The 26,139-nt window shown below is 64.4% G+C and carries 26 protein-coding genes and 2 pseudogenes; 17 read left to right on the forward strand and 11 right to left on the reverse strand.

The genetic code is table 11. The features are described 5' to 3' along the window. Positions 1 to 52: 52 nt before the first annotated feature. Both LPJ38_RS12885 and LPJ38_RS12890 read right to left on the reverse strand, forming a co-directional pair. A complete protein-coding gene (locus tag LPJ38_RS12885; protein ID WP_145641607.1) occupies positions 53 to 3,196 on the reverse strand; it encodes an efflux RND transporter permease subunit in 3,144 nt (1,047 codons plus the stop codon). After that, complete coding sequence (locus LPJ38_RS12890) at positions 3,193 to 4,368, reverse strand: efflux RND transporter periplasmic adaptor subunit (protein ID WP_145641605.1); 1,176 nt, start codon at positions 4,366 to 4,368, stop codon at positions 3,193 to 3,195. The genes LPJ38_RS12885 and LPJ38_RS12890 overlap by 4 nt, the downstream gene beginning before the upstream one ends. A gap of 39 nt (positions 4,369 to 4,407) precedes the next feature. On the opposite strand from LPJ38_RS12890, the gene LPJ38_RS12895 reads away from it, so the two are divergent. Then, the gene (locus LPJ38_RS12895) at positions 4,408 to 4,818 is read left to right on the forward strand and encodes a hypothetical protein (RefSeq protein WP_167520748.1); all 411 of its coding nucleotides are present in this window, start codon (positions 4,408 to 4,410) and stop codon (positions 4,816 to 4,818) included. A 318-nt stretch (positions 4,819 to 5,136) separates the two neighbouring features. Here LPJ38_RS12895 and LPJ38_RS12900 read toward each other — a convergent pair whose 3' ends face one another. Beyond that, a complete protein-coding gene (locus LPJ38_RS12900; RefSeq protein ID WP_145641603.1) occupies positions 5,137 to 5,478 on the reverse strand; it encodes a hypothetical protein in 342 nt (113 codons plus the stop codon). A gap of 182 nt (positions 5,479 to 5,660) precedes the next feature. Here LPJ38_RS12900 and LPJ38_RS12905 point away from each other — a divergent pair, with 182 nt between their 5' ends. The 10 genes from LPJ38_RS12905 to LPJ38_RS12950 all read left to right on the forward strand — a co-directional run bounded on the left by LPJ38_RS12905 (position 5,661) and on the right by LPJ38_RS12950 (position 13,634). After that, a complete protein-coding gene (locus tag LPJ38_RS12905; protein ID WP_145641599.1) occupies positions 5,661 to 6,446 on the forward strand; it encodes an alpha/beta hydrolase in 786 nt (261 codons plus the stop codon). 144 nt (positions 6,447 to 6,590) lie between these two features. Continuing rightward, positions 6,591 to 8,237: a malonate decarboxylase subunit alpha gene (gene mdcA, locus LPJ38_RS12910; protein WP_145641597.1), complete on the forward strand. Its 1,647-nt coding sequence runs from the start codon at positions 6,591 to 6,593 to the stop codon at positions 8,235 to 8,237. A 9-nt stretch (positions 8,238 to 8,246) separates the two neighbouring features. Beyond that, on the forward strand, positions 8,247 to 8,564 hold the full coding sequence (mdcC, locus tag LPJ38_RS12915) for a malonate decarboxylase acyl carrier protein (RefSeq protein ID WP_145641595.1): 318 nt from the start codon (positions 8,247 to 8,249) through the stop codon (positions 8,562 to 8,564). Further along, positions 8,561 to 9,496, forward strand: coding sequence for a biotin-independent malonate decarboxylase subunit beta (locus LPJ38_RS12920; protein WP_167520747.1), 936 nt, complete (start codon positions 8,561 to 8,563; stop codon positions 9,494 to 9,496). The genes mdcC and LPJ38_RS12920 overlap by 4 nt, the downstream gene beginning before the upstream one ends. Continuing rightward, entirely contained in the window at positions 9,483 to 10,205 is a 723-nt protein-coding gene (gene mdcE / locus LPJ38_RS12925) for a biotin-independent malonate decarboxylase subunit gamma (RefSeq protein WP_145641593.1), read from the forward strand. Before LPJ38_RS12920 ends, mdcE begins: the two co-directional genes overlap by 14 nt. After that, positions 10,180 to 10,860: a malonate decarboxylase holo-[acyl-carrier-protein] synthase gene (mdcG, locus tag LPJ38_RS12930; protein ID WP_167520746.1), complete on the forward strand. Its 681-nt coding sequence runs from the start codon at positions 10,180 to 10,182 to the stop codon at positions 10,858 to 10,860. Before mdcE ends, mdcG begins: the two co-directional genes overlap by 26 nt. Next, a complete protein-coding gene (gene mdcB / locus LPJ38_RS12935) occupies positions 10,857 to 11,738 on the forward strand; it encodes a triphosphoribosyl-dephospho-CoA synthase MdcB (RefSeq protein ID WP_145641591.1) in 882 nt (293 codons plus the stop codon). Before mdcG ends, mdcB begins: the two co-directional genes overlap by 4 nt. Beyond that, the gene (locus LPJ38_RS12940) at positions 11,738 to 12,322 is read left to right on the forward strand and encodes an AEC family transporter (protein WP_231088627.1); all 585 of its coding nucleotides are present in this window, start codon (positions 11,738 to 11,740) and stop codon (positions 12,320 to 12,322) included. Before mdcB ends, LPJ38_RS12940 begins: the two co-directional genes overlap by 1 nt. Next, a complete protein-coding gene (locus LPJ38_RS12945) occupies positions 12,294 to 12,686 on the forward strand; it encodes an AEC family transporter (RefSeq protein ID WP_231088628.1) in 393 nt (130 codons plus the stop codon). The genes LPJ38_RS12940 and LPJ38_RS12945 overlap by 29 nt, the downstream gene beginning before the upstream one ends. 9 nt (positions 12,687 to 12,695) lie before the next feature. After that, the gene (locus tag LPJ38_RS12950; RefSeq protein ID WP_145641589.1) at positions 12,696 to 13,634 is read left to right on the forward strand and encodes an acyltransferase domain-containing protein; all 939 of its coding nucleotides are present in this window, start codon (positions 12,696 to 12,698) and stop codon (positions 13,632 to 13,634) included. A gap of 218 nt (positions 13,635 to 13,852) precedes the next feature. On the opposite strand, the gene LPJ38_RS12955 is transcribed toward LPJ38_RS12950, so the two are convergent. The 3 genes and pseudogenes from LPJ38_RS12955 to LPJ38_RS12965 all read right to left on the reverse strand — a co-directional run. Further along, positions 13,853 to 14,866 (reverse strand): helix-turn-helix domain-containing protein, encoded by a 1,014-nt coding sequence (locus LPJ38_RS12955; RefSeq protein ID WP_145641587.1) that lies wholly within the window; start codon positions 14,864 to 14,866, stop codon positions 13,853 to 13,855. 249 nt (positions 14,867 to 15,115) lie between these two features. Next, positions 15,116 to 16,087: pseudogene (locus tag LPJ38_RS12960) on the reverse strand (HlyD family secretion protein); the annotation flags it as partial. After that, positions 16,069 to 16,341 (reverse strand): annotated as a pseudogene (locus tag LPJ38_RS12965) (FUSC family protein); the annotation flags it as partial. The pseudogenes LPJ38_RS12960 and LPJ38_RS12965, both read right to left, overlap by 19 nt. Here LPJ38_RS12965 and LPJ38_RS12970 point away from each other — a divergent pair. After that, complete coding sequence (locus LPJ38_RS12970; RefSeq protein WP_145641583.1) at positions 16,265 to 16,477, forward strand: hypothetical protein; 213 nt, start codon at positions 16,265 to 16,267, stop codon at positions 16,475 to 16,477. The pseudogene LPJ38_RS12965 and the gene LPJ38_RS12970 sit on opposite strands and share 77 nt — an antisense overlap. Before the next feature lie 50 nt (positions 16,478 to 16,527). Here the strand turns inward: LPJ38_RS12970 and LPJ38_RS12975 are convergent, their stop codons facing one another. The 3 genes from LPJ38_RS12975 to LPJ38_RS12985 all read right to left on the reverse strand — a co-directional run bounded on the left by LPJ38_RS12975 (position 16,528) and on the right by LPJ38_RS12985 (position 19,589). Then, positions 16,528 to 16,908: a response regulator transcription factor gene (locus tag LPJ38_RS12975; protein WP_167520745.1), complete on the reverse strand. Its 381-nt coding sequence runs from the start codon at positions 16,906 to 16,908 to the stop codon at positions 16,528 to 16,530. A gap of 102 nt (positions 16,909 to 17,010) precedes the next feature. Next, positions 17,011 to 17,682 (reverse strand): response regulator transcription factor, encoded by a 672-nt coding sequence (locus tag LPJ38_RS12980; protein ID WP_145641579.1) that lies wholly within the window; start codon positions 17,680 to 17,682, stop codon positions 17,011 to 17,013. Next, positions 17,679 to 19,589, reverse strand: coding sequence for a PAS domain-containing sensor histidine kinase (locus tag LPJ38_RS12985; protein ID WP_145641577.1), 1,911 nt, complete (start codon positions 19,587 to 19,589; stop codon positions 17,679 to 17,681). Before LPJ38_RS12985 ends, LPJ38_RS12980 begins: the two co-directional genes overlap by 4 nt. Before the next feature lie 428 nt (positions 19,590 to 20,017). Between LPJ38_RS12985 and LPJ38_RS12990 the strand changes: the two genes are divergently transcribed. The 4 genes from LPJ38_RS12990 (at position 20,018) to LPJ38_RS13005 (ending at position 22,343) form a co-directional block, all read left to right on the forward strand. Continuing rightward, positions 20,018 to 20,836: a helix-turn-helix domain-containing protein gene (locus LPJ38_RS12990; RefSeq protein WP_145641575.1), complete on the forward strand. Its 819-nt coding sequence runs from the start codon at positions 20,018 to 20,020 to the stop codon at positions 20,834 to 20,836. Continuing rightward, entirely contained in the window at positions 20,833 to 21,042 is a 210-nt protein-coding gene (locus tag LPJ38_RS12995; protein WP_145641573.1) for a hypothetical protein, read from the forward strand. The genes LPJ38_RS12990 and LPJ38_RS12995 overlap by 4 nt, the downstream gene beginning before the upstream one ends. Positions 21,043 to 21,160: 118 nt before the next feature. Then, on the forward strand, positions 21,161 to 21,397 hold the full coding sequence (locus LPJ38_RS13000; protein ID WP_145641571.1) for a DUF3551 domain-containing protein: 237 nt from the start codon (positions 21,161 to 21,163) through the stop codon (positions 21,395 to 21,397). An 88-nt stretch (positions 21,398 to 21,485) separates the two neighbouring features. Further along, positions 21,486 to 22,343, forward strand: a complete 858-nt coding sequence (locus tag LPJ38_RS13005; protein ID WP_145641569.1) for an SDR family oxidoreductase — start codon at positions 21,486 to 21,488, stop codon at positions 22,341 to 22,343. 284 nt (positions 22,344 to 22,627) lie between these two features. Here the strand turns inward: LPJ38_RS13005 and LPJ38_RS13010 are convergent, their stop codons facing one another. Continuing rightward, on the reverse strand, positions 22,628 to 24,418 hold the full coding sequence (locus tag LPJ38_RS13010; RefSeq protein ID WP_145641567.1) for a peptide ABC transporter substrate-binding protein: 1,791 nt from the start codon (positions 24,416 to 24,418) through the stop codon (positions 22,628 to 22,630). 155 nt (positions 24,419 to 24,573) lie between these two features. Continuing rightward, positions 24,574 to 25,104 (reverse strand): YciE/YciF ferroxidase family protein, encoded by a 531-nt coding sequence (locus LPJ38_RS13015; RefSeq protein ID WP_145641565.1) that lies wholly within the window; start codon positions 25,102 to 25,104, stop codon positions 24,574 to 24,576. Positions 25,105 to 25,345: 241 nt separating this feature from the next. Here LPJ38_RS13015 and LPJ38_RS13020 point away from each other — a divergent pair, with 241 nt between their 5' ends. Beyond that, positions 25,346 to 26,128 carry a MetQ/NlpA family ABC transporter substrate-binding protein gene (locus LPJ38_RS13020; protein ID WP_145641564.1) on the forward strand — a complete coding sequence of 261 codons (783 nt, stop codon included), beginning with the start codon at positions 25,346 to 25,348 and terminating at the stop codon, positions 26,126 to 26,128. Positions 26,129 to 26,139: the final 11 nt, after the last annotated feature.

The following is a 26,139-nucleotide window of genomic DNA, read 5'->3' on the forward strand; positions in this document are numbered from 1 at the left end:
TGCGTTTCCGCAGGTTCTTTGCCAAAACGCACGACGCCGCGGTCGGATCACCTCAAGCGGATTCGTGGGTCAATCCCGTCTCTGCGTTGGTCTGGGAAGGGCTGGGCGTTTCGCTCGCTTCCGCCGTGCGTCCAGTGAACCAGTTGCCGAGCCGATCGAGATACAGATAGACCACGGGCGTCGTGTAAAGCGTCAGGATCTGCGAGAGCATCAGGCCGCCGACGATGGTGTAGCCGAGCGGCTGGCGCAATTCCGCGCCGGTGCCGGTGCCGAGCATCAGAGGTACGCCGCCAAGCAGTGCCGCCATCGTCGTCATCAGAATTGGACGGAAGCGGAGCGTACAGGCCTGGTAGATCGCCTCCTCGGGGCTCAGCCCGTGCTGGCGCTCCACGTCGAGGGCGAAGTCGACCAGCATGATTCCGTTCTTCTTGACGATGCCGATCAGGAGAATGATCCCGATGATGGCGATGACGCTGAGGTCCGTGTGGACCGCGAGCAGCAGCAGCAGTGCGCCGATGCCGGCGGATGGCAGCGTCGACAGGATCGTGATCGGATGGATCAGGCTCTCATAGAGCACGCCGAGAATGATGTAGATCACGATCAGTGCCGCCCCGATCAAAAGCGGCGTGCCTGATAGCGACGACTGGAACGCCTGCGCATTGCCCTGGAATGAGGTCGAGAGCGAAGCCGGCTTGCCGGTCTCCTTCTCGATCTTCTGGACCGCCGCCACGGCATCGCCGAGTGCAGCGCCGGGCCGCAGGTTGAACGAGATCGTGACGGAGGGAAACAGGCCCTGATGGTTGATCAGGATCGGCGCAGGCTCAATGACGCTGTGAACCAGCGTGCTGAGCGGGACCTGCTGGCCGCTGGCCGAGTTCAGGTAGATGTCCTTGAGCGCCTCGGGGCCATACTGGAACTTGGGATTGACCTCCATCACGACGTGATATTGGTTCAGCGAGGTGAACATGGTGGAGACGATGCGCTGGCCGAAGGCGTCGTCGAGGGCGTTGTCGATCGTCGTCGGAAGGATGCCGAAGCTGGAGGCGACTTCGCGATTGACGGTGACTTGCAGTCTCGGACCGGCATCGGCCTGATCGCTCGCGACGTCGGTGATGATGTCGAGCGCGCGGAGCTTCTCCAGGAAGATCGCCGACCAGTGGGTGAGCTCGTTGGAATCGGCGTCCGTCAACGTGTACTGATACTGCGCCTTCGACAGACGCGCGCCGATGGTGATGTCCTGGGCCGCCTGCATGTAGAGCGTGATGCCCTGGATGTGGGCGAGCTGCGGTCTCAGCCGGCTGATGATTTCGTCGGCGCTGGCCTTGCGTTCGGGCTTCGGCTTCAGGACGATGAAGATGCGGCCCTGATTGAGCGTCGCCGTCGGGCCGCCAGGGCCGATATAGCTGGCCACCGACTGGATGGCCGGATCCTTCGAGAGGATGCCGACGATGGCCTGCTGGCGTTCGGACATGGCCGGGAAGGAGATGTCCTGGGCGGCCTCGGTGATGCCGACGATCTGCCCGGTGTCCTGCTGCGGGAAGAAGCCCTTGGGGATGATGACGTAGAGATAGCCGGTCAGGGCGATCGTCGAGAGCATCACGAGCAGTGTCGCAAAGCGATGGCGCAGCACGACGCGAAGGCCCCGCGCATAGAGCGCAAGCAGGGCGTCGAAGCCGCACTCGAACAGGAGGTAAAGCCGGCCGTGCTTCCTGCGCGAATTGTCCTTCAGGAGGCGCGCGCACATCATCGGCGTCAGCGTGAGCGAGATGATCAGCGATAGCAGCAGCGAGGCCGTGATCGTGATGGCGAACTCCTGGAACAGCTTGCCGACATAGCCGCCCATCAGGAACAGCGGGATGAACACCGCGATCAGCGAGAAGGTGATCGAGACGATCGTGAAGCCGATCTCGCTGGAGCCCTTGAGCGCCGCCTCCATCGGCGTCATGCCCTGCTCGAGATGGCGGACGATGTTCTCGATGACCACCACGGCGTCGTCGACCACGAAGCCGACGGCGATCGACAGCGCCATCAGCGAGAGGTTGTCGAGGCTGTAGCCGAGCACATAGAGGATCGCGAATGTCCCGATCAGCGCCAGGGGAACGGTGATCGCCGGGATGACGGTGGCCCAGAAATTCCGCAGGAACAAGAATATGACCATCACCACCAAGGCGACCGTCAGCAGCAGGGTGAACTGGACGTCGGAGACGGCGGCGCGGATGGTGGCGGTGCGATCGGCCGCGATCGTCACCTTGATCGCCGGCGGAACGGAGGCTTGCAGCTGCGGCAGCAGCTTCTTGACCCGGTCGACGGTCTCGATGACGTTGGCGCCGGGAACGCGTTGGACGGCCAGAATGATGGCGGGGTCCTTGCCGTACCAGCCTGCGAGGAGATCGTTTTCGGGCGCTTCGATCGCGGTACCGACGTCGCGCAATCGCACCGGCGAGCCGTTGCGATAGGCGATGATGAGATCCTCATAGGCCGAGGGCTTGAGCAGCTGATCATTGGTGTTGAGCGTATACGTCACGCGCGGGCTGTTGAGCGTGCCCTTGGGCAGATCGACATTGGCGCCGGCAATCACGTTGCGGACGTCTTCGAGGCCGATGCCGCGGGCGGCAAGCGCCTGCGGATTGACGCGGATGCGGATCGCGGGCTTCTGCTGGCCGCCAAGTCCGACGAGGCCCACGCCCGGAACCTGCGAGATCTTGGGCAGCAGGATGTTTTCTGCATAGGCGTCCACCGTGGTCAGCGGCAGCGAATCCGAGGTCAGCGCGATCAGCATGATCGGCGTCTCCGCGGGATTCACCTTCCGGATCGTCGGCGGGTAGGGGATGTTCGGCGGCAGGAAGGGGCTGGCGGCGTTGATGGCGGCGAGCACATCGACGGCGGCGCTGTCCACCGTGCGCGAGAGCTCGAACTGCACCGTGAGCTGGGCGACGCCGAGGGCGCTGGACGAAGTGAGCTGGGTGACGCCCGGGATCTGGCTGAGCTGCTGTTCGAGGGGCGTCGCGAGAGATGAGGCGATGGTCCCTGGGTCTGCACCCGGCAATTGCGCCGAGATCTGGATCGTCGGGTAGTTGACGTTCGGGAGCGCGCCGACCGGCAGCAAGGGATAGGCCGCAAGGCCGAGCAACAGCAGGCCTGCCATCAGCAGGGCGGTTGCAATCGGCCGCAGGATGAAGGGCGCAGAGAGGTTCATGGGATTGCGTCCTGCACGGCGCTCTGCAGGTCCGCCTCACGCGCGGCCTTGCCGTGCAGTTCGTGAACGCGACTTCCCTCGGTGAGCCGGTATTGACCGTCGACCACGACGACGTCGCCCGATTTCAGCCCCTGGTCGATCAGCGCCTGACCATCGCTGATCTGCGCGACGTGAACCGGTCGCAAGGCGACCGTCTGGTCAGGGGACACCACATAAACGTAGCTGCCGTTCGGGCCCTGCTGGACCGCCGAGCCGGCCACTGTCAGCGCATCCTTCCGCACCTCCAGCAGCAGACGCGCGTTGACGAGCTGCCCCGGCCACAGTCGGTGCTCACGGTTGGGAAATTCCGCCTTGAGCTGGACGGTGCCCGTCGTTCCCGCGATCTCGTTGTTGACCAGCAGCAGCTTGCCTTCGTCCAGCTTCATCTTGTTGTCCTGGCTGTAGGCGATGACCTTCAGCGTGCCCTTGGCGGCGTGCTCCTGGATCAACGGCAGGTCTGTCTGCGGCAAGGTGAAGAGTAGCGAGATCGGCTCGATCTGGGTGACGACGACGAGGCCATTGGGATCGGTCGGATGGATCACGTTGCCGACGTCGATCTGGCGGACGCCGGTGATGCCGGGGATGGCCGAGGTCAGGCGCGTGTAGCTGAGCTGGACGTTGGCCTGGTCGATCTGCGCCTGGTCGGCCTTCACGGCTGCCTTGAGCTGAGCTACCTGGGCCGTCTGGGTGTCGATCAATTGCGGCGTCGCATAGCCCTTGTCGCCGAGCTTGTTGTAGCGCGAGAGATTGGCCTCGGCGTTCGCGAGCTGCGCCTGGTCCCTGTCGCGATTGGCGGTCAGCTGCTCGATCTGAGCCTCATAGGGGCGCGGATCGATCTGGGCGAGCAGGTCGCCGGCCTTGACGGCCTGTCCCTCGGTGAAGGCGATCTTGACGATCTGCCCCTGGATCTGGCTGCGCACCACGTCGGTGTTGTAGGCGATCACCGTGCCGATGCCGCTCAGATCGATCGGAACGTCCCTGCCCGTGACGGCGGCAGCGACCACCGGCACGGCAGCGGGCATCGAAACGGGCATGGCCGCCACCACCGGCTTGCGGTCCGCGAAGAACCACAAACCTGATCCGGCGCCGATGGCGGCGAAAGCGACGAGCGCAATGGTGAGGGGGCGTTTCACGGTGATGATCCTCGATGATGTCAGGGAAGGCCCGCGCCGTTGATCGACGGCATGCCGTTGATCGAGGTCGTGCTGTCGGTAGGGGCGGGGCTTGGCACTGGAACGGACGGGCTGATTCCGGCACCGCCGAGCTCGGTGGCGCCCAATGGAATTCCGACGCGTCCGACCGTGGTTGGCGAGGACAGCGGCAACGGAGTGGTCATGTTGCCGGTGCAAGCAGTCGACGAGGTGCCGGCAAATCCGCCACCATCGAATAATGCGCCTGGCGAAGCGGAATTTGCCGATGTCGGACAGTTCGTCATGTCTTGCCCGGGATTGAGTGGCGAAGTGCCGGGCGTTGCAATCTCGGTCGATCCCAGCGGGATACCCACGGGCCGGGTCGATTGCGTGTTGAGCGGCGACGTCGGAAGCATCCCGGGGGAGGGTTGCATTCCCGGCATCGCCGTCTGAGCGATTGCCGCAGCCGACACGAGCCAAAGGCCGGCTGCGAGCAGCATGCCTGGACGCATCGCGGCGAGCCGGTGCGATCCTGATGTCCCTACGACATGGTTCGGTGAATGCTGGTCCCGCATGGACGATTGCTCCGGCTGAATGCCGTCGAACCTTAGAAAGGTGTGCGAGCGCGGGTATTTCCAGAAAGCACGTCCCACTCCCGGCCTGCACGAACACAAGAGGTGTTTGCGTTCGGACGGCTGCGCCCTCTGTCGCACGATCAAGCGGCCGCGCGGCATTGGCAGCAGCGCGGCGTGGTTCTAACTTTTGCTTTCGCTATCTCAGAATGGCCCGCGCGTGGGCCAGTTCCCGGCGACACGCGCGCATGTCACCGATGTGATCGGCGGCACGAGCACGATCAAGCGAATCCAACGCAACCGTGAAATCGACGCCGTCACCGCTCTCGGCTTCGGCAAGGGAGCGGGGCGTCGGCTGATGGCTGCGCAGCGCGTTCAGGCTCTCCGGCTTCCAGCCGTGGGAGCCGGCATCCTTCTCAATGGCACGATCCAGCTGCACCTGAGTGCGAGCAATCTCGTCTGCGCAGGTGCCTGCAAGGGCCGACGATGCGGCGCACAGCAGAATGAGAAGTGCGATAGGGAATTTTGCGGTGGATGTCATCGGTTCGATCCTGTGCATGCGGGATGCGCGCATAGCTAGGTCGCGTTCTCGAGAATCGCGAGGGATCATTGCCACGATCGATGTGTCCGGGCGTGCGAAGTGGCAAGGACAGTTATTTGCGGAAATACGTGGGACCGGTCTCGACCTAGTGTCGCACCATTCCAACCCGGAGTGATCCCGACATGAAACCTCATAGCGCCTGCCTCGCCTTCGCCGCCGCCCTTTCGCTGTTCGCGACCGTCGACACGGCGCGCGCGGAGCCCCTGAAGAACATCGTCCTGGTGCACGGCGCCTGGGTGGATGCGTCCGGCTGGAAGCCGGTCTACGAGATCCTGACCAAGGAAGGCTTCCACGTCACCATGGTCCAGGAACCGGAAACGTCGTTCGCCGATGACGTCACGGCGGCGAAGCGGATTCTCGATCTCCAGAACGGCCCGACGCTTCTCGTCGGCCACAGCTACGGCGGCTCGATCATCACCGAAGCAGGCGTTCATCCGAGCGTCGTCGGCCTCGTCTACGTCGCCGCGCACGCCCCCGACGTCGGCGAGGACGAATCGGCGCTGGGCAAGAAGACGCCGAGCGTGCTTGGAAAGACCGAAGGCGTCATCAAGGTCACGCCCGACAAGTTCACCTATCTTGATCCCGTGCAATTCCCAAAGCTGTTCGCGCCCGATCTGCCGCGTGAGCGCGCCGAGTTCGTCGCACGCTCCCAGGTTCCGGCTGCGGCACAGGTGTTCAGCACGCCGCTCACGGCGGCGGCGTGGAAGACCAAGCCGAGCTGGGGCATCGTTGCCGGCAGCGACCAGATCATCAATCCCGATCTGGAGCGCTGGTACTACGAGCGTGCCAAGAGCCACACCACCGTCATCCCGGGCGCGAGCCACTCCGTCTACGAGTCGCATCCCAAGGAAGTGGCAGCCGTCATCACGCGGGCCGCACGCAGCCTTGATCAGCAGGCCGCGCGCTGATGACCTATTTTGCCGGTCCTGACGCACGGCCGGCGAAGGGAAGGACGGCGGGAGAGACAGCACTCCCGCCGGCCTGACTGCCTATCCCGAAAGTTTCCATCAACCGATTGAGACGACCGGCGCCAGTCGCGAGGAGCAAAGGCCATGACGAGCTGGCAGAACAACCGCGTGGCGCGTGATGCCCGCATCGCAGCGGGCGCCGCGTTGGCCCGTGGCAAGGTCGTTGAAGCCCGGGACGCCACCCGCCTGCTCGAGGCTGTGCTCCGGTCCGGTGACCGGGTCTGCCTGGAGGGCGATAACCAGAAGCAGGCCGATCTGCTCAGCCGCGCGCTGCTCGCCGTCGATCGCTCCAAGGTCAACGATCTGCACATGGTGCAGTCAGGCGTCGTTCTCCCGGAGCATCTGGACCTGTTCGACCGAGGTGTCGCGAAGAAGCTCGACTATGCCTATTCCGGGCCGCAATCGGCCCGCATCGCGCGCATGCTTTTCGGCGGCAAGATCGAGCTGGGCGCAGTTCATACCTATCTCGAACTGTTCGCCCGCTACTTCATCGATCTGACGCCGCATGTTGCGCTGATCGCCGCCGCCAGCGCCGATCGCGAGGGGAACCTCTATACCGGCCCCAATACCGAGGACACGCCGACCGTCGTGGAGGCGACGGCCTTCAAGGACGGCGTCGTGATCGCCCAAGTCAACGAGATCGTCGACCAGGTTCCGCGGGTGGACATCCCTGCGGACCGCGTCCATTTCATCGTCAAATCGGACAAGCCCTTCTTCGTGGAGCCATTGTTTACCCGCGATCCGGCCGCGATCACCGAAGGCCAGATCCTCACTGCGATGCTCGCGATCAAGGGCGTCTATGCGCCCTATGGCGTGCAGCGGCTCAATCACGGCATCGGCTTCAGCACGGCCGCGATCGAGCTCTTGCTGCCGACTTACGGCGAGCGGTTAGGACTGAAGGGCAGGATCGCGACGCATTTCGCCCTGAATCCGCATCCCGCGCTGATTCCTGCGATCGAGTCTGGTTGGGTCCGGCAGATCCACTCCTTCGGCTCGGAGGTCGGCATGGACGACTACATCCGCGCCCGATCCGACGTCTATTTCACCGGCCCCGACGGTTCGCTGCGGTCCAACCGCGCCTTTTGCCAGACCGCCGGGCTCTATGCCTGCGACATGTTCATCGGCTCGACGCTGCAGATCGATCTGCAGGGAAATTCGTCGACCGTCACCGCCTCACGCATCGCCGGATTCGGCGGCGCGCCGAACATGGGGGCGGATGCGCGCGGTCGGCGCCACCCGAGCGAGCCCTGGCTGAAGGCCGGGGCGGAGGCCGATCCCGACGGCTCGGCCCTGATGCGCCGCGGCCGCAAGCTGGTGGTGCAGATTGGCGAGACTTTTGGCGACAAGAACGTACCGCTGTTCGTCGAGAAGCTCGATGCGATCGAGCTTGCGGAGAAGCTGAAGCTCGATCTCGCGCCAGTCATGATCTATGGGGACGACGTCACGCACATCGTCACTGAAGAGGGCGTGGCCAACCTCCTGCTTTGCCGCACCGCGCTGGAGCGCGAGCAGGCGATCCGCGGTGTCGCCGGCTACACCGACGTCGGCCGAAGGCGGGATCATGCCATGGTGGCGCGTCTGCGCGAGTGCGGCGTGATCTGCCGCCCGGAGGATCTCGGCATCAATCCGCTCGATGCGGACCGCAGCCTGCTGGCGGCGCGGTCGATCAGGGATCTCGTACGCTGGTCGGGCGGGCTCTATGCGCCGCCATCGAAGTTCAGGAACTGGTGAGGACGGATCATGGAAGATCTCAGCTTTCAACACCAGGTTCGCGCCCGTGCGGATGGCACTAGGCAGAGCGCCCTTGTCGGCGTAGTCGCCTCGGGCAATCTGGAAGTGCTGGTCGAGCGCGTGTTGCCGGATGCGCAATGCTCCGTCGTGGTCAGGACCGCGGCAGTTGGCTTCGGCGACGTCTGGACCGCCGTTGTCGACGACTTCGTCGAGCGCTTTTCGCCTGGCGGACTGAAGTTCTCGATCAACGACGGCGGCGCGCGTCCCGACACGGTCTCGCTTCGGTTGGCGCAGGCGGTGCGACTGATCGCGGAGAACGGCCAATGATTGCCACGAAGGACATTGCGCCGGCCGAACGGGCCCGCAGCACCAGCTTCAATGAGGCGTCGGCGCGCACACGGCTGGAGCTGCTGCTCGATGCCGGCAGCCTCGTCGAGTTCATCGGGCCGGAGCAGCGCGAGATCAGTCCGCATCTGAAGATATTCGATCTGCCCGAGCAGTTCGACGACGGCATCGTCATCGGCCACGGCCGCCTGGATGGCGCGCCGGTGTTCGTCGCCGCGCAGGAAGGACGCTTCATGGGCGGCGCCTTCGGCGAAGTGCACGGCGCCAAGCTGACTGGGCTGCTGCGCGCGGCGCGCGAGATCGGCACGATCCCGGTCCTCATCCTGTTCGACACCGGCGGCGTCCGCTTGCAGGAGGCCAATGCCGGCGAGCTCGCCATCGCCGAGATCATGCGCGCGGTGATGGAGGCACGAAACGCCGGCGTGAAAATCATCGGCCTGATCGGCGGGCGCTCCGGCTGCTATGGCGGCGGCGGCCTGATCGCCGGCTGCTGCTCCGCGCTCGCCGTGTCGGAGCCCGGGCGCATCGCGGTCTCGGGCCCCGAGGTGATCGAGACCAATCGCGGCGTCGAGGAGTTCGACTCGCGCGACCGGGCGCTGGTCTGGCGCACCATGGGCGGCAAGCATCGGCGGCTGCTCGGCGCGGCCGATGTCTTTGCCGACGACACGGTGCAGGATTTTCGCGAGGCCGCGCTCGAACTAATCGGCTCGATCGGGGCCTTCGATCTCGATCGGCTGAAAGCAGAGCAGGTGCGGCTTGCGGACCGGTTGCGCCGCTTCGGTGCTTGCGAGGACGCCATCGACATCTGGACCGCCGAAGGCATTGCGCATGCAGAGGCGGTGCCGGAATTGCCGGCCGATCAGTTCATTGCGCTTGCCAACAGGATCGGGAGGGCCAGCCGTGACGCTCGATGAGATTATCGCTTCGCTGTTTCCCGACGGCCATCAGATCAGGAAAGATGGCGGGGTCATCGCCGGTTCGGCAAAACTGCGCGCCGGCGGCAGAATGCTCGTCATCGGCGTTACAGATCGGACCGCGCTTGGCGTCGACGAGGCGCTCAGGCTGTCCCGGCATGTCCTGGAGTCGATCGATCGGGACACGGGACCGATCCTGGTGCTGGTCGACAGCGACAGTCAGCGTATGAGCAAGCGCGACGAACTGCTCGGGCTCAACGAATTCCTGGCGCATCTGGCGAAGGTGCTGATCCATGCCGACATGCACGGACGCCCGACCATCGGCATTCTCTACGGCCACTCGGCCGCAGGGGCCCTGCTTGCAACGGGCCTTGCCACCCGCGTGCTGGTCGGACTGCCCGGCGCCAGCCCCGCGGTGATGGACCTGCCATCGATGGCGAAAGTGACCAAATTGTCGATGGAAGCCTTGGAGGAGAAGGCGGAATCGACGCCGGTCTTCGCCCCTGGTCTGTCCAATCTCGAGCAGATGGGCGCCATCCACATGATCTGGAGCGATGCCGCTCCACTCGTCGATCAATTAGAGGCGCTGCTCGCTGATATGCCGGCGGTGAATGATCGACGCGATGCGCTCGGCAAGGCGCGGGGTGGCCGGCCGAAGGCGGCCGATATTGTGGAGCGTGTTCGTGATCTCGCCCTGCAAATCCGCTGAGCGTCCGGCCGGTCGTCACGACCTCGTCTTCGTCAGCCCGAAAGGTTGGCGCGCGATGCTCGAACCGCATGGCGAACTCGCGTGCGATCCCCTCGTCCTTTACTGGGCAGAACTGGGATGGCCGACAATCAGGCGGCGTGCGCTGCCATCCGAGGCAACCGGTCTCGCGCTGGGCTTGCCGCTGCCCCCGTCCGCCGGCAAGAAGCGGCTCTCCTTTCTCGCCGGGCGCGATGACATCATCGCGGTTGCGAGACCCCCGTCGCTGAGGAAGGCGCATGCGTCCGCGCCGCCGTGCTGGCGGCCCACGCTCGATCGGCTCGAGGAGCTCGCGCTTCGGCATTCGACGCCCGCGCGCGCGTTCGGCAGCCTCGCATGGCAGGCGATGACCGGGCTTGACTACGTCACCGCGAGCTCGGATCTCGACCTCCTGTTCGAGACGCGACCCGAAACCGACCTGGATCGCCTTGTCGCCGATCTGGCGGCGATCGAGATCGAAGCCCCGATGCGGCTCGATGGCGAGCTGATGCGCGCCGATGGCGCGGCGGTGAACTGGCGCGAATTCTATGCAGGTGCGAGCGAGCTTCTGGTCAAGAGCCTCGACGGCGTGGCCCTTCTGAACAGGGACCAGTTCATCTCGGGAGCGACGGGATCATGATCACCGCAGCCTTGCGTGGCGCTGAACCGCTGGCTCCACGCCGGGCGCGACCTGCGCCCGATGTCTCGGCCATCGGCGATCTCGCTGCCGATTGTCTCGTCATGGAGCTGGAAACCTGGCCGAAGCCGGGGCTGGTGAGTCATGTCGACAAAGGCAGTCACGACGACATGGATGCGGGTACGTTTCGACGGAGCGCCGAGGCGATCAAGCCCTATCTGCAATCCCTTGCCGAGGCGGGCGCGCGCGGTTGCGGCATGGGACGGTTGCGGATCATCGGTCTCGACGCCGAGCGGGCGATGTTTGCAGCGACAGACGGCGTCAACACGCATCGCGGCGCGATCTTCGGGCTCGGCCTGTTGTGTGCGGCGGCCGGTGCGCGGGCCGGCGGGTTGGCCGATCCGGTCCTGCCGCTCGGCGACGTCGTGGCTCGCCGCTGGGGCGCCGGTATCATCGATGGTCCGCTGCTGCTGCACAGCCACGGCCGCGCCGTACGGCGCCGTTTCCATGCGGGCGGCGCCAGTCTCGAGGCGGCGAGTGGATTTCCCAGCATCTACCGGATCGGCTTGCCCGCCTTGCGGAGGGCTATGTCAGCCGTGCCAGGGGACGCGGAAGCTGCCCGGGTCGAGGCCTGCTTTGCGCTGATCGCGTCCGTCGAAGACACAAACCTGTTGCATCGGGGCGGGCTCGACGGGCTTCGCTTCGCACACCGCGCGGCGCGCCAGTTCATCGAGGCCGGCGGCGTGCGTGCGGCGGGATGGCGTGAACGCGCGCGATCGATCCATGACAGTTTCGTGGCCCGCCGTCTCAGCCCCGGTGGATCGGCAGACCTGCTCGCCATGTCGCTCTTCGTCGGTGCCGAAGAGGGAGCGGAGCGCTGATGTCCAATGCAATCCTGATGGCGCTGGTGCCGGTGTTCTTCGTCCTGCTGCTGGGATATGCCGCCGGCAGGCTTCATATCGTCGACAATCTCCACGTCGATGCGCTCAATGCGCTGGTGATGGATTTTGCCGTGCCGGCATCGCTGTTCGCGGCGACCGCATCTGCGCCGCGCAAGGAAATGATCGAGCAGATTCCGCTCTTCATCGTCCTGGCCGTGACGATGGCGCTGCTTTATGTCGCCTGGTATCTTGCCGCGCGCGGCCTGGCCAAGGTCTCGCGGCCCGATGCGTCGATCCAGGCATTGACGATCGGCTTCCCGAATCTTGCTGGCGTCGGTCTTCCGATCCTGACCTCCATCGTCGGACCGGCCGGAGTCGTTCCAGTCGCCGTCGCATTGGCGACCGGTTCGATCCTGATCAGCCCGGTGACCCTGATCATCGCGGAAATGGACACCGCCAAGGCGCGCGGCGAAAACATGGCGTTACGGCAGATCCTGACCGCCATCGGCCGCGCAATCACAAAGCCCGTGGTGCTCGCGCCCCGCGCTCGGCATCATGTTCTCGCTATCGAATGTCAGCCTTGATGCGCTCGCCCATGCGTGCCTCGCGCTGATCGGCAGCTCGGCCGCGGGCGTCGCCCTGTTCCTGACCGGCGCGATTCTGTCGGCGCACCGGTTCCAGCTGAACTTGAAGGTCGCAGCCGCAACGGTGACTGCGGACATCGTTCGGCCGCTCGCTGCCATTGCAGTCACTCATGTCGTCCCGATCTCGCCCGATACCGCGAGGACGGCCATTCTGCTTGCCGCGGTACCCTCCGGCTTTTTCGGCATCCTGTTTGCCGTCAACTATCGGTTGGATTCCGCGACGGTGGGCTCCGTGGTCATCGCGAGCACTGGCGTGAGTGCGATCACGCTGGCGATCGCGATTGCCATGCTCTTTCCTAGCTAGGCCGCAACCATGACGCTGGCGATCCTGTGTGCGGGACAAGGCAGGCAGCACCGCGACATGTTCGCTCTGACCGGCGATGTGCCGGAGGCTGCGCACCTGTTTCCGCACGCGGCGACATTGCTGGGCGCCAGCGATCCGCGCGCGTTCGTGCGCAGCGAAACCGATGAAGCTCTGCATCGCAACCGCGCCGGCCAGATCCTATGCACCTTGCAGGCGCTGGCCGCGTCGGCAGCGCTCGCAGCTTCCATTCCGAACGGCGCCATCGTCGCAGGCTATAGTGTCGGCGAGGTCGCGGCCTGGGGCGTCGGCGGTCTGTTTGAACCACCGGATACGCTCAACATCGTGGCGCGCCGGGCAGAAGCCATGGATGCGGCCACGCGCGCCGGCGACGGACTGGTCTTTGTGCGCGGACTCTCGCGCGGCGACGTCGACCGGCTTTGCGAGCGCTACGGTGCGGCGATCGCCATCGTCAATCCGGGCGATGCCTTCGTGATCGGCGGCAGCCGCGAGGCGTTGAACGGGATCGCCGTGGCTGCAAGGGCGATGCATGGGCCAAGAATCGTCGATCTGCCTGTCGAGGTCGCCTCCCACACGCAACGGCTCGCTGCGGCATCGGCCGAATTTCGCGACATCCTGCGATCAGCATGTGTGGAGTTCCCGCCGGCCGGCGGTGCGCGTGTCCTGAGCGGCATCGACGGCGCGCCCATCGCTTCCGCGGAAACCGGTCTCGACAAGCTCGCCGCGCAGATCTCGCAAACCGTGCAATGGGAGAGCTGCCTGCAGGCCTGTCTGGAGGCGGGCGCCACGGCGTTCCTGGAGCTTGGGCCGGGACATGCGCTGAGCGCGATGGTCAGGGGCATCCGGCCCGATCTGCCGGCACATTCGCTGGATGATTTCAGGAGTCTTGAGGGTGTGCGCACTTGGCTTTCGCGTCATCTCGGCGACTAGACCATTCCGTCAATTCCTTCAGGTCTCGAACGTCGCGCGCGAGCCGCCGAAAAAAAGGGGGCCGTCCTCCTTGGGGAAGAGGACGGCCCTAATGCTCGTAGGCCTGGGAGGAAAGGCGCGAGCCGTGACTTGGGGTCTTAGTCACTAACACCTGCAGCATCGCCGATCGGGTGGAGGAAGTATTTCAAGTAAGAAGGTTGTTTCTCATTTCGCATGATTCACGACAGCGTAGCCGGAAGAACGTGAGACACGGCCTTGCGTCCCGAAGCTGGATCGTCGCCGGCCGGCGCCGGCGAGACCAGCGCGTTCCGGCTGGCGCATCGCCAGCGAGCCGGGGTATTCCCCGTAATCCGCTTGAAGACGGTGGAGAAATGCGCCTGCGTGCAGAAGCCGACCGCCAACGCCACCTCGGCCAGGGACGTCTCGGAGTTCAGCAGCAGGGTTTTCGCCTGCTCGATGCGCTGATGCAGCAGGTATTCGCGCGGCCGATATCCGGTTGCGGCCCGGAACTGCGCCGCAAAATGCATCCGCGATAACCCCGCGACGCCGGCAAGGTCCGATAGGCTGATGCAGTGGTCGAAATGCGTCCTGACATAGTCCTCGATGCGGCGCAGACGCCATTTCGGCAGAGCGTTGACCTTCGTGCGTGGGACTTCGCGCCGGGCCAGATGCATTGCCAGGGTTTGAGCGATGCAGCGCGCGAAGTCCGGATCGACCAGATGGTCACGCTCGGTCAGCGCCTTTGCGAGCTGGTCGGCGAACGGGTCGCGCAGCAGAATGAGGTCGTTCAGCTCGTCGGACCTGACCGATCGCTTTCCCGTTCCCAGCGACGGCAGACATTTGGCCGGAACGTGGAAGTGCAGGAAATCGCATGGCGCATGGAACTGTGCGCTAAGCAGCTTCGACGGCGCGCCGACATAGAGCGTGCCGGCAGGCATGATGCCGTCGAATAGGGTTAGGGCGCCTCTGGTCAGCTTGAGGCGAGTCGTCTTCAGGGCGATGGCGAAGAAGTAGCGGTCGGCAGGCGTCGTCGCTTCCTCCCGCCACATCGTCGTCTGCGTGGAGGTCCAACGCGAGATCATAATGTCCTCGCGCCCATTGCCAGTTCGTCGCTCGGGCTGGCGCCATCGTCGCTCGTGGGGAAATGCGCGGGGGTCCCGAGGAAGATCCGGTTCGTGCGGGCTGGGTTGATACGTCAACCGGGCGCCCGCCGCTTGCATTTCGGTGAACATCGCTCGTCCCGTCCTTGATACAACTGCCGCCGCGACTGCAGCTGTCATTCGTCCATGTCGAACGATAGGTCTGAAGACGTCACAAGGCTCGTTAGAGTTGCTTAAATCGTGTTAGATTTTGCGAATGCAGCGGCTGCGGCCGGAGATCGCAAGGCGGATGTTTACGCAAGTAAATCAATGGCTTGCGTGGAATCCAATCTCTCGTCACGCGTGCGGCTTCGATTTAGGATTGTTGTGCGGCGTCTTTATTCAGGGCAGCCGAGGCGAAGCATCGATGCCGGGCGTGAGACCCGGCGCGAGCATTGCCGCCGACGGGATCGGGGGCACCCGGGCATAGGGAAGTGCGCTGACCTGGGCAGGTTGTTGGGGCGCAGATTGGAGGCAATCCCGGCGCGGTGGCTCGCCAGCGCCGAGCACGTCGAAGATCGGATTCACCAGCGCAGCACCGAAGCGTCGGGTCCAGCTTTGCCGATCATCCGCGCTGGGTTGCCGGATCGTCACCGTGGCGGTCATGCCGGAGACGAGCGGCACGTCCACCGGCACCGTGTCGATGGCGAGGCGAACGGGAACACGCTGTGCAAGCCGCACCCAGGTGTAAATCGGGTCGACATTGGGCAGGCCTTGCGTGCCGGCCGCGGCGTTCGACACGCTCACGCCGCGCGTCACGGTCTTCACGTGTCCGATGATAGGCCTGGAATAGCCGATGAGCTGCGCCTCCGCGCGATCGCCGACGCAGACGCACGCCATCTTGGTCTCTTCAAAATAGCCGTCGATCCAGAAGCTGTTGGAATCGATGACGGAGATATTGCTCACACCTGTTGTCGCATAGTCACCCACGCGCAGCAGCAGGTTGGTGACGTAGCCGTCGACTGGGCTGACCACATTGGTCCGCTTCAGGTTCAGCTCCGCCTGTGCGAGCTGATGCGCCGCAGCCTCGAACGCAGCTTTCGCCTGCGCTGCATTGCCGGCAAAGATCTGCTGCTCCTCCGGCGTTGTGGCTAGGTCCGACAGGTGCTGGCGACGGTCGAACTCGGCCTGCTTCACCTCCAGATCCGCCGCCCGCTGGTCGACTAGCGCCTTGTCGATGCGGACGGCGACGTCGAAGTCGAAGGGATCGATGACGTAGAGGACGTCGCCCTTGTGGACGAACTGGTTGTCGGCCACCCGCAGCTCCACGATCTTGCCCGAGATCTGCGGTGCGACGCCAGCAGCAGACCGCCGGTCTGCGAGAACACGCCAGCGATCGCAATCGATGCCGCCACGCCGATAGCTGTCGCGACCAGCCGGTAGCCGGCCTTTTCCATGCCTTGGCCGCGCGTGGGCAGCGCCAGCACCGCGACGGTCAGCGCCGCCGAGGATGGCGATTCGAGCTCAAGCCAAAAGCTCACATAGAGCTCAATGGGCATTGCCAGCCAGAGCCGCAGCGCGAAAGCCCAGGAACTCGCCGGAAAGCCGGCGAAGACCGATGGTCGCATCTCGGCGACGGCACTGCCGGAGTTCACTTGCATTGCGCAGCATCCCTTCGGCGGCGAAGGTGGTACCGCCAATGTCGTGACGTCGCGCGATTATGAAGCTTGCGCTATGGCCGGTATTTCCGGGCCATCAATCTGATTGCCGGAATGCACGTTGGGCATCTGGCCGGCGCGCTCATGACACGGCGACTAATGCGTTGCGTCACCCGCCAGCGCTTCTTCGAGGCAGCGGATGATCTCGTCGCCGCTCGAGGGCTTGCCGAGATAGCAATGCGCGCCTGCCGCCATCACGCGCTGGCGGACGGTCTCGCTGGGAAACGCCGTCATGAAGATGATCGGGAAACGGCGGCCAGAGGCAACCAGCTGCGCCTGCAACTCGTCACCGGTCATGGCCGGCATCTGGACGTCGGCGATCATGCATTCCGGATCGTTTCCCGGCGGTTGCCGCAGGAAATCGACCCCGGATTCATAGGCATGCGCCTCATAGCCGAGCGAACGCACCAGGCTCGTGAGCGAGGTGCGAACGCCTTCGTCGTCGTCCACGATCGCAATCACCGGGGTCTTGCCCATTGGCACACATCCTGGCCGCGGTGTTCCGCAAGGAGGGAATCTCCCATTTGCGCGGCCGATGGCACCTTATATGACCGCGGAGGAGCCTTGCCGAAACTATACTCAGGTTTGGTCCGTAGTCCTGCGGGTCTGGGAAACCCCGAGCGCCTCGGCCTTGCGAACGAGGTCGGCCAGCGACTTAACGCCCATCTTGCGCATGACGTTCCCGCGGTGGATCTTGACCGTGATCTCGCTCAGGCCGATCAGGCCGGCGACCTGCTTGTTCATCAACCCGGCGGTAACATGGCCCATGACCTCGCGCTCGCGTGCAGTCAAGGTCTCGTATTGAGCCCGGATATCCTCCTTCGCCGCGGCTTCGGCACGATGCTGCGCGTCGCGCTCGAGCGCCGCGGTCACGGCGTCGAGCATGTCCTGGTCGCGAAACGGCTTGGAGAGGAAGTCGATCGCGCCGGCCTTCATGGCGCGCACCGACATGGGTATGTCGCCATGGCCGGTCATGAAGATGATGGGATAGTTGATGCCTTGGCGGGTCAACTGGCCCTGGAGGTCGAGCCCGCTCACGCCCGGGAGCCTGACGTCCAACACGATGCATCCGGGGCCGTCAGGCAGCGTACTGCCAAGCAGTTCGGCCGGTGAACCGAAAAGGCGTGTCTCCAGACCGACGGACCTGAACAGGCTGTCGAGCGAGGCGCGAATGCCCGCGTCGTCATCGACGATGATGACGACTGAACTGGAGGGGGTGGCCGGCGGATGCGCTTGGCTTGGTCGTGTCATGGCGAGGCGTGCTGTTGGCTGAATGGCAGTGTCAGGCGGAATGTCGCTCCCGAGCCGGGGATGCTCTCTGCCGACAACTGGCCGCCATGAGCTTCCACCGTCGTTCGGCAGATCGCAAGTCCCATGCCCATTCCGCCGTGCTTGGTTGTAAAGAACGGATCGAACAGGCGCGGCAGGTCGTCAGGGCTGATGCCGGGGCCGCTGTCCTGCACCGTGATGACGATGCTCTCCCCATCGGCGGTGCCGGTGCGCAGCGTGACGATGCGGGAACCGGATTGGCCCGACATGGCCTGGCCGGCATTGATCAGCAGATTGACGAGCACCTGTTGGAGTTGGATCCGGTCGCCACGGATCGGCGGCAAGCCAGGTTCCGTCTCGATGGCGAGGACGATGTCGTCCTTTGCGAACTCGCGCGCCACGAGGGAGGTGGCTTCCTCGATGATCTCGCTGATCTGCAGCTGATCCTTCTGGGGCGGTGCCTTCTTGAGGAAATTGCGGATGCGGGCCACGATCTCACTGGCTCGCCGGCCCTGAGCGACAACGTGGCCCATCGTGGTCGCGACCTCCTTCAGATCGGGCACGTCGCGCCGCAGCCACCGCAGGCCGGCTTCGCCGCTGGTGACGATCGCTGCCAGCGGCTGGTTCACTTCGTGGGCAATAGAGGCGCTGATCTCGCCCAAGGTGGCGACGCGTGCCGCATGCGCGAGGTCCGCTTGCGCGGCGAGCAGCGCATCCTGCGCTTGCCTGCGCTCGGTGATGTCGATGACGAAGGCGAGCACGTTACGATCTCCATCCGGCTCAGCCGGAAAGGTGATCGTGAACAGCACGGGGACCTTTCGTCCGTCCAGCCTGACGATCTCGGTCTCGCCTTCGTAAAATGGCTCGCCTTCGGCGAATGCCAGCAATGCGCCGAGGAAGCTGCGGTCATTCTGGCCGAGGAGTTTGTCGACATTGGCGATGAAGGCCGAAGAGCCATCCGCGCCCGCCATCTTCTGCATGGCCGGATTGACATCGGTGATTCTGGCGAGCCGGCGGGCGGAGCGGACGATATCGGGATGTCGTGCCAGATGATCGCGCAGGCCAGCGCCGCCGGTGTCCAGCGCCTTCAGCGCGGCGCGTACGTCGGTCCAGTCCTCCTCCACGACACCGATCCGGCTTGCGTCGAACATCCGGCGGTATCGCTGCTCGCTCTGCACCAGCGCGCTGTGCGCCGCCACGCGATCCGTGACGTCGGTGTGCGTTTCGAGCACGCCGACCGGCTTGCCGAGATGGTCGTGCTGCACGGCCCAGCGCGCATCGACCGCAAGTGTGGCACCGTCCTTCGTGCGCTGCTCCACTCTGCCTTCCCAGCGGCCGGTCTCGAGCAGAACACGCTCGATTGCCTCTCGCTTGTCGGGATAGCTGGTCCGCAGCAACGCGTCGGCGGACCGCCCCAGCGCATCGTCTGACGGCCAGCCATAGGTCTGCTCCGCAGCCTTGTTCCAGAAGCTGATCATGCCGGCGCGATCGCGGACGAAGATCATGTCATGCGAGAGGTTGAGCAGGCGCGCCTGCGCCGCCAGGCGATTGGTTGCGGCATGATTCTGCAGCGCCAGCAGCGTGGTGATGGCAATGGCCGCAAGGCTCACCACGGCACGAAGGGCCGGCGAGGCGATGTGCTGGAGATCATGCGAGAGCAGATAGGCCGTGATCGTCAGCACCGCGCAGCCGCTCGCCGCGACCACGATGTCATTGCGCCGGTTCGTCCGCGCAGCGAGCAGGATCGCAACGACGTAGAGAACGGCGACCGCGCCTTCGAGCGGCGTCAGGACATCGATGAGGAAAACCGCGAGGGCGAGGATTGCGGACCAGAACCGCAGGCCTGCGCGGCTCACGGAAGAGCCCGTAACCCGATCAGGAGTCGTCATCGTCGCTGGTCGTCGTTCGCTTCATTCCAGCGGCGTTGATGCCGCGATTTTGTGGCGCCGACAACATCTGGCCGCGTGATTTTCGTGCTCTCTTGGAAGACCGCGCGACCAGCCGAAGGCGGCCCGGCCGATGAGAGAGGGTAATCCCTCGAAAAACAGCGGTTCTCCACGTTTTACCTGGCGATGGCGCGTCAACTTACCGCAGGTGCATCGCGCAGCGCGGCCCGGCCGATTCGTCGATGCGGCCGCGGCCCAATCCAACGGCGGGCCGCGATCATACCTAGGTATGATGCGATCAACCCGAGAACCTATCAGTCCACCCGCGCGTAGAATGGAGCGCGCGGCCCGTCGAATTACTCTGCTGCCATGACGTTCGGACAAGCCGGCCAGGCTTTCGCCGGATCGAAACGGGACAAGGAGCTTCGACGATGTCGCTACAGCTGTCACAGCCGCTTACCACCAAGGATCATGCATTCGGCTCGATCGATGTCTCGGAGATCGACGGCAGCAGGCGCCGGCGCTCGGGATATTCCGGTCAGGCTGGCAAGGAGGGGACGACGCTGTCTCTGGTTCATCTCGATGTTGCACTCGCCATCGAGGCGCCGGATATGCAGAGGTCCGCTCGCGGGTCCGGCTTCAGGGTGTCCGCCAAGCGCCTCGATCGGAACTGCGGTGCGGAGGAGACGACGGATCCCGTGATGCGGCGTCTTTCGGATGCGCTCGTAGCGACGGAAGAAATGCACCATCCGCATTCGGCCATCCTCGCCGACGCGTTGCGTCTTGCCATCGTGACCCGCCGCGCCAGCGCACAGACGGCGAGCCCGCTCAGAGAGCCCGATGTCGAAGCGCATGAGGGCCGCGCGTGCCGCATCGTGCGGTCGTTGCAGAAATGGCGCCTCAAGCGCGTGATGCAATATGTCGACGAAAATCTGGGCGCGAAGATCACGCTGGAGCAGCTCGCTGCCGTTGCCGGGCTCAGCCGGATGCACTTTGCCGCGCAGTTCCGGGCGGCTGTCGGGATGCGGCCTCACGAATATCTGTTGAAGTGCCGGATCGAGCGCGCCCAGGAGCTGCTCAAGCAAGGCGACGTCTCGCTGGTCGACACCGCCTTGACGGTGGGATTCCAGACCCAGGCGCACTTCACGACGGTGTTCAAGCGGTTCGTCGGCGATACGCCCTATCAATGGCGCAGCGCCTATCTCGCGCAGTTCATGCCGCTGCCGCGCCCGGAAGCTGTGCCGTCATGAGCGAGCTCGGCATTCAGCTCCTGATGCTGCCGCTGGCCGGCATCCACATGACGCCCGCGCACAACGAGGTCACGGGCTGGATCGAACTTGCCCGGGCTCTCGGCAACTCCTACCGCTTGGCCTCTTCGGGGTTGGGGCTCGGCGCGCTCTACGGCCGCTTCATCTTCGCCTTCTGCAAGGCCAGTGTCACGGCGGTCGCGCGATAGCATACAACGGATCGGCCAAGTAAGCGACATTCGAGAAGCGGCGGCAACGCGAGATGTTCGAGCGATGCCGCGCCGAACGAGAAACACGGGAGTTGCGATGTCCAGGCGCAGACGTGTGATGTCCTCGCTGATTTTCGGTGGTGCCCTCGTTGCGATCATCGGCATTTCCGAGGCGACGCTCGAACCTCCGGAGCCATATGGCGATCGCTTCTGCCTCCGCGATGACGGGCATCAAACCTGCGGCTTTGCCACGCTGGCCCTGTGCATGAAGAGCATGACGGGGGCGGACGCCGAGTGCGTCCGTGAGGTCGCGAAGGACGGGAACACCGACCGTGCGGGTCGGCACGCGCATTGAGGCTGAGTCCGCTGGGGTAGACGTCGGACGTCCGAGGAACGCTTCCCTCCGCTCTCCGTTAGCGGGACAAGCCCCCGGAGCCCCTCCCATGACCGATTATCCAAAACCGCCTTTTCCTGCTCAGCAGCAACCGATGCCCGGCTCGACGCGGGCGATGAATCCCAGGCCCGATCACGGCGAGGAGAGTTACAAGGGCGCCGGACGCCTGGCTGGAAAGAAGGCGATCATCACCGGCGGTGACAGCGGCATCGGCCGCGCCGTCGCGATCGCCTATGCGAGGGAAGGCGCCGACATCGTCATCTCCTATCTGAACGAGGACGAGGATGCCGGCGAGGTCAAGGCGCTGGTCGAGCGGGAGGGGCGCAAAGCCGTCCTGATCCCCGGTGACATCCGCAGTCCCGAGCATTGCCGCACCATCGTCCGGCGCACCGTCGAGGAACTCGGCGGCATCGACATCCTCGTCAACAATGCCGCTCATCAGGCGACGTTCAAGGACATCGCCGACATCAGCGACGACGAATGGCAGCGGACGTTCGAGACCAACATCCACGCCATGTTCTACCTGACCAAGGCCGCCGTCCCGCATATGCGTCCAGGCGCGGCCATCGTGAACACCGCCTCGGTGAACTCCGACATGCCGAATCCAACCCTGCTCGCCTATGCCACCACCAAGGGAGCCATTCAGAATTTCACCGGGGGATTGGCCCAGATGCTGGCGGAGAAGGGCATCCGGGTCAACGCTGTCGCCCCCGGTCCGATCTGGACGCCGCTGATTCCCTCGACGATGCCGGAGGACAGGGTCAAGAACTTCGGCAAGCAGGTCCCGATGCAGCGCGCCGGCCAGCCGGCCGAGCTCGCCACCGCCTATGTCATGCTCGCCGATCCGCTCTCGAGCTATACGTCAGGGGCGACGCTCGCCGTCACCGGTGGCAAGCCGTTCATCTGACGCATGCGTCCATGATCACGTGACCTGTCGTGGAGCAGGGGATTGCAGATGGGAGCGATCTCGCATGTGGCCATCCTTCGAGACGCCCGCCGTTGGCGGGCCCTCAGGATGAGGATCGAGTGCGCGGCTGCAGTTTGGACGAGCACCGATGCTGCTGAGCCTCATCCTGAGGAGACCGCGAAGCGGTCGTCTCGAAGGACGAGGCGCGTGCTCAGGTCGCGCAAAATGCCATATACGGTTGCCCTGCACTTGCGGAGAGAGCGCTCCCCCCGATCGTGCCAGCCTCAGCTGCGATACCACGCCGCCAGATTCCACGTGATGGTGTCCCAGCCCGAAATGTCGATCATGAGATTGTTGACGCTGGCGTTGACGATGTGGCGTGAGAGCAGCGGCAGGAATACGTTGGCCTCGCAGAAGATCTCGTCCACCTTCATCAGCAGCGCCGCGCGCTTGGCGGGATCGAGCTCGTTCTGTGCGGCTTTGTAGGCCTTGTCGGCTTCGGGATCGGAATAGCGCGAATTGTTGCGGCCCAGCCATTTGTTGTCCTTGGTGGCGATCTCCCAGGACACGCATTGGTTCAACAACCGCTCCGGGTCGGGCTGCGGCTGCGTGGTGTTGTACATCTCCATGTCGGCATAGAATTTCGAATAGGTATCGGGATTGCCGACATCAGAGGAGAAGAACACCGACGCGGTGACCGCCTTGACCTCGATCTCGATGCCGGCCTTCTGGCAGGCCTGCTTGATGATGGCCTGGGTCTTCTGGCGGGGGGCGTTGGTGGAGGTCTGGAAGACGTATTTGAGCTTCTTGCCGTCCTTCTCGCGAATGCCGTCTGCGCCTTTGGTCCAGCCGGCCTCGTCGAGGATCTTGCTGGCCTTGTCGATGTCGAACTCGTATTTCAGCTTGGGGGACTTGAACTGCTTGGGCGCGTTGACGAAGCTCGCGGTCGCGATGGCTCCGCGTCCGTAGATGAACTTCTGGATCGAATCGCGATCGATCAACAGGTTGATCGCGCGACGAACGGCCGGATCGGACAGCGTCGGGTGCTTGGTCTTGACGCTCGAACGCTCGCCGTCGACCTCGGTCCAGGGGTCCGTCGTGTTGAGGATGATGAATTCGACATTGCCGGAAGGCGTGATGTCGAGCTTGCCTTTGCCGCCTGCCTCCATGCGTTTGAGGACCTCCTCCTCAACCTGCATGTTCCAGGCAAAGTCGTATTCGCCGGTTTGCAGCACCGCGCGCGCCGCCGACACCGCATCGCCGCCGCCCTTGACTTCGATCGTGTCGAAATGCGGCTGGTTCTTGACGTGATAGTCGGGATTGCGTTCGGCACGGATCAGGTCGCCCGGCTTGAACTCGACGAACTTGTATGGCCCGGTGCCGACCGGCTTCAGATTCGCCGGTGCCTCGCGCGACTTCGCGCCGACAAAGTCGCCGAAATGATGCTTCGGCAGGATCTGGCCGACCGAGCCGCCGACGAAGGGATCGGCCCAGAACGGCGTTGGCGCCTTGTAGATCACCTTGACGGTGTAGTCGTCGATCTTCTCGACCTTGATGTCCTTGTACGATCCCGTGGTATAGGCCGCGGTCGTGAGGTCCGCGGCGTATTGCCAGGTGAACACGACGTCGTCGGCGGTGAAGGGCTTGCCGTCATGCCACTTGACGCCCTGCTTGAGCTTCCAGGTCACGCTCATGCCGTCTGCCGCAATGCCGCCGTTTGCCTTGGTTGGAGCCTCGGCAGCAAGGCAGGGGATGAGGTTGCCGTCCTTGTCCCAGCCGGCGAGCGGCTCGAAGAAGATGCGCGAGGCGATCTGGTCCTTGGTGCCGATCGCGAAATGCGGATTGAGCAGGGTCGGGGCCTGCCAGAGCAGGATCTTGAGCGGGCCGCCGCCGCCCGCCTTGGTCGGTTTGTACGGGAGCCTGGCGTCGGCCATCGCGACGTCGTGCCAGACCAGGATCTGGCTCGCGATCGGCGCGGTGATCCCGATGGCGGCAACGCGCTGGATGAACGAGCGTCGCGACAGCGTGCCTTGCTTCACCTCCGCGATCAGATTGCGGATTTCGTTCTCGTTCATGGGATGCTCCCCGCTCTTCCTAAGACAAGTCGTCAGCGTCAGTGACGCACTCTAGCTCAGGAGGGGAGCGCGGGGGGAGTCGAAGATGTCGCAGCGAGACGACGCAACCTCGTCCGTGATCGTGGCGGCTCCGCAGGCGGAGCCGCCATCTGTCGTCACGCGGCGTTGGAAGCCTTTGTGTTGGAAGCCTTTGTGTTGACGCCCTTGCGCAGCGCCACCGTGTTGAGCTTGGTGTTCGCGGCCTTCTCCTCGTTCAGATTGGTGGTGAGGAAGCGCACGATCTCGTCGTGGCCGAGCTCCTCGGCCCATGCGATCAGCGTGCCGTAGCGGCACATCTCGTAGTGCTCGACGGCCTGCGCGTTCGCGACGATGGCGGCATCCAGCACCGCCTTGTCCTCGATCTCGCCGGCGGTCTCGTCGGCCTCCTTGATGAGACCGTCGATGGCCGGGCAGTGGGTTCCGCTCGGCTCCTTGCCGAGCTTGGCGAACACCTTCTCGAGCCGCTCGACCTGCTTGCGCGTCTCTTCCAGATGCGCCTTCAGGCCAGCAACGAGATCCTTGTTAGTGGCCTTCTCGATCATCGTCGGCAGCGATTTCAGGATCTGCTGTTCGGCGTAGTAAATGTCCTGGAGGCCGTGGATCAGCAAGTCCTCCATCGATTTGATGTCCTTGGTGAAGAAACCCATAAAAGACTCCTCTTCTACAATGATTGCAGTGGAACGCCGTAGGCCGGGCGCTGTTCCCGTCTGGGCAGCCGGGATGCGAAAATCCGAGACGCCAGGCGGCGGAACGTTTCGTTTCCTGGTTGGCGCCGAATGGAGAAAGTGCGTCCGCTGCCGCTGGCCAATATGGATTTCCATTTCATTGATTTCGCACTGCAGAGAGGCGAATACGGTTCCATCATTGCCGAAGTCCACGGAGACCAAAATGTCTTTTCGCTTCCCGCTGATCCTCTCGACCGTGCTCGCTCTCTGGTCCGCCGCGGTGCGCGCCGAGACCATCAAGATCGGCGTCACGCCGGGACCGCACGCGCAGATCCTGGAGGCGGTGAAGCCGATCGCGGCCAAGCAGGGCCTCGACCTCCAGCTGATCGAGTTCTCCGACTATGTCGTGCCCAACGCCGCGCTCGATGCCGGCGAGATCCAGGCGAATTCGTTCCAGAACCAACCTTACCTGGACAATCAGAAGGCCGACCGCGGCTATAAGATCGAGGCCGTCGCGCTCACCGTGAACTTCCCGATCGGCGTCTATTCGAAGAAGCACAAGGCCTTCGGCGACATCCCCGAGGGCGGCAAGGTTTCGATCCCCAACGATCCGACCAATGGCGGCCGCGTGCTGCTGCTGCTGCGCGACAAGGGCGTGATCAAGCTGAAGGACGGCACCGGCTTCAAGCCGACGGTGCTCGACATCACCGACAATCCCAAAAAGCTGAAGTTCATCGAGGTCGATGCGGCGCAGGCGCCGCGTGCGCTCGACGACGTCGACGCCGCCGCGATCAACACCAATTATGCAACCCAGGCGGGCCTCGACCCCGTCAAGGACCCGATCCTGCGCGAGGACCCGAAGGGACCCTACGTCAACCTGATCGCCGTTCGCGCCGCCGACAAGGACAAGCCCTGGGTCAAGACCCTCGTCAGCAGCTACCACACGCCTGAGGTCAAGGAATTCGTCCTGACCAAGTTCAAGGGCGCGGTACTGCCGAGCTGGTAGGCAGTCTGCCT

This window comes from Bradyrhizobium daqingense (genome assembly GCF_021044685.1).
GTDB lineage: Bacteria > Pseudomonadota > Alphaproteobacteria > Rhizobiales > Xanthobacteraceae > Bradyrhizobium > Bradyrhizobium daqingense.

Coding starts and splice junctions, on each gene's coding strand:
- LPJ38_RS12905 (WP_145641599.1), top strand. CDS start 5,661: ATGAAACCTCATAGCGCCTGCCTCGCCTTCGCCGCCGCCCTTTCGCTG.
- mdcC (WP_145641595.1), top strand. CDS start 8,247: ATGGAAGATCTCAGCTTTCAACACCAGGTTCGCGCCCGTGCGGATGGC.
- LPJ38_RS12995 (WP_145641573.1), top strand. CDS start 20,833: ATGAGCGAGCTCGGCATTCAGCTCCTGATGCTGCCGCTGGCCGGCATC.
- LPJ38_RS12985 (WP_145641577.1), bottom strand. CDS start 19,589: ATGACGACTCCTGATCGGGTTACGGGCTCTTCCGTGAGCCGCGCAGGC.
- LPJ38_RS12980 (WP_145641579.1), bottom strand. CDS start 17,682: ATGACACGACCAAGCCAAGCGCATCCGCCGGCCACCCCCTCCAGTTCA.
- LPJ38_RS13000 (WP_145641571.1), top strand. CDS start 21,161: ATGTCCTCGCTGATTTTCGGTGGTGCCCTCGTTGCGATCATCGGCATT.
- LPJ38_RS12945 (WP_231088628.1), top strand. CDS start 12,294: ATGTTCTCGCTATCGAATGTCAGCCTTGATGCGCTCGCCCATGCGTGC.
- LPJ38_RS12950 (WP_145641589.1), top strand. CDS start 12,696: ATGACGCTGGCGATCCTGTGTGCGGGACAAGGCAGGCAGCACCGCGAC.
- LPJ38_RS13020 (WP_145641564.1), top strand. CDS start 25,346: ATGTCTTTTCGCTTCCCGCTGATCCTCTCGACCGTGCTCGCTCTCTGG.
- LPJ38_RS13015 (WP_145641565.1), bottom strand. CDS start 25,104: ATGGGTTTCTTCACCAAGGACATCAAATCGATGGAGGACTTGCTGATC.
- LPJ38_RS12885 (WP_145641607.1), bottom strand. CDS start 3,196: ATGAACCTCTCTGCGCCCTTCATCCTGCGGCCGATTGCAACCGCCCTG.
- LPJ38_RS12970 (WP_145641583.1), top strand. CDS start 16,265: ATGGGCATTGCCAGCCAGAGCCGCAGCGCGAAAGCCCAGGAACTCGCC.
- LPJ38_RS12940 (WP_231088627.1), top strand. CDS start 11,738: ATGTCCAATGCAATCCTGATGGCGCTGGTGCCGGTGTTCTTCGTCCTG.
- LPJ38_RS13005 (WP_145641569.1), top strand. CDS start 21,486: ATGACCGATTATCCAAAACCGCCTTTTCCTGCTCAGCAGCAACCGATG.
- LPJ38_RS12990 (WP_145641575.1), top strand. CDS start 20,018: ATGTCGCTACAGCTGTCACAGCCGCTTACCACCAAGGATCATGCATTC.
- mdcB (WP_145641591.1), top strand. CDS start 10,857: ATGATCACCGCAGCCTTGCGTGGCGCTGAACCGCTGGCTCCACGCCGG.
- LPJ38_RS12900 (WP_145641603.1), bottom strand. CDS start 5,478: ATGACATCCACCGCAAAATTCCCTATCGCACTTCTCATTCTGCTGTGC.
- LPJ38_RS12975 (WP_167520745.1), bottom strand. CDS start 16,908: ATGGGCAAGACCCCGGTGATTGCGATCGTGGACGACGACGAAGGCGTT.
- LPJ38_RS12920 (WP_167520747.1), top strand. CDS start 8,561: ATGATTGCCACGAAGGACATTGCGCCGGCCGAACGGGCCCGCAGCACC.
- LPJ38_RS12955 (WP_145641587.1), bottom strand. CDS start 14,866: ATGTTCACCGAAATGCAAGCGGCGGGCGCCCGGTTGACGTATCAACCC.
- mdcA (WP_145641597.1), top strand. CDS start 6,591: ATGACGAGCTGGCAGAACAACCGCGTGGCGCGTGATGCCCGCATCGCA.
- LPJ38_RS13010 (WP_145641567.1), bottom strand. CDS start 24,418: ATGAACGAGAACGAAATCCGCAATCTGATCGCGGAGGTGAAGCAAGGC.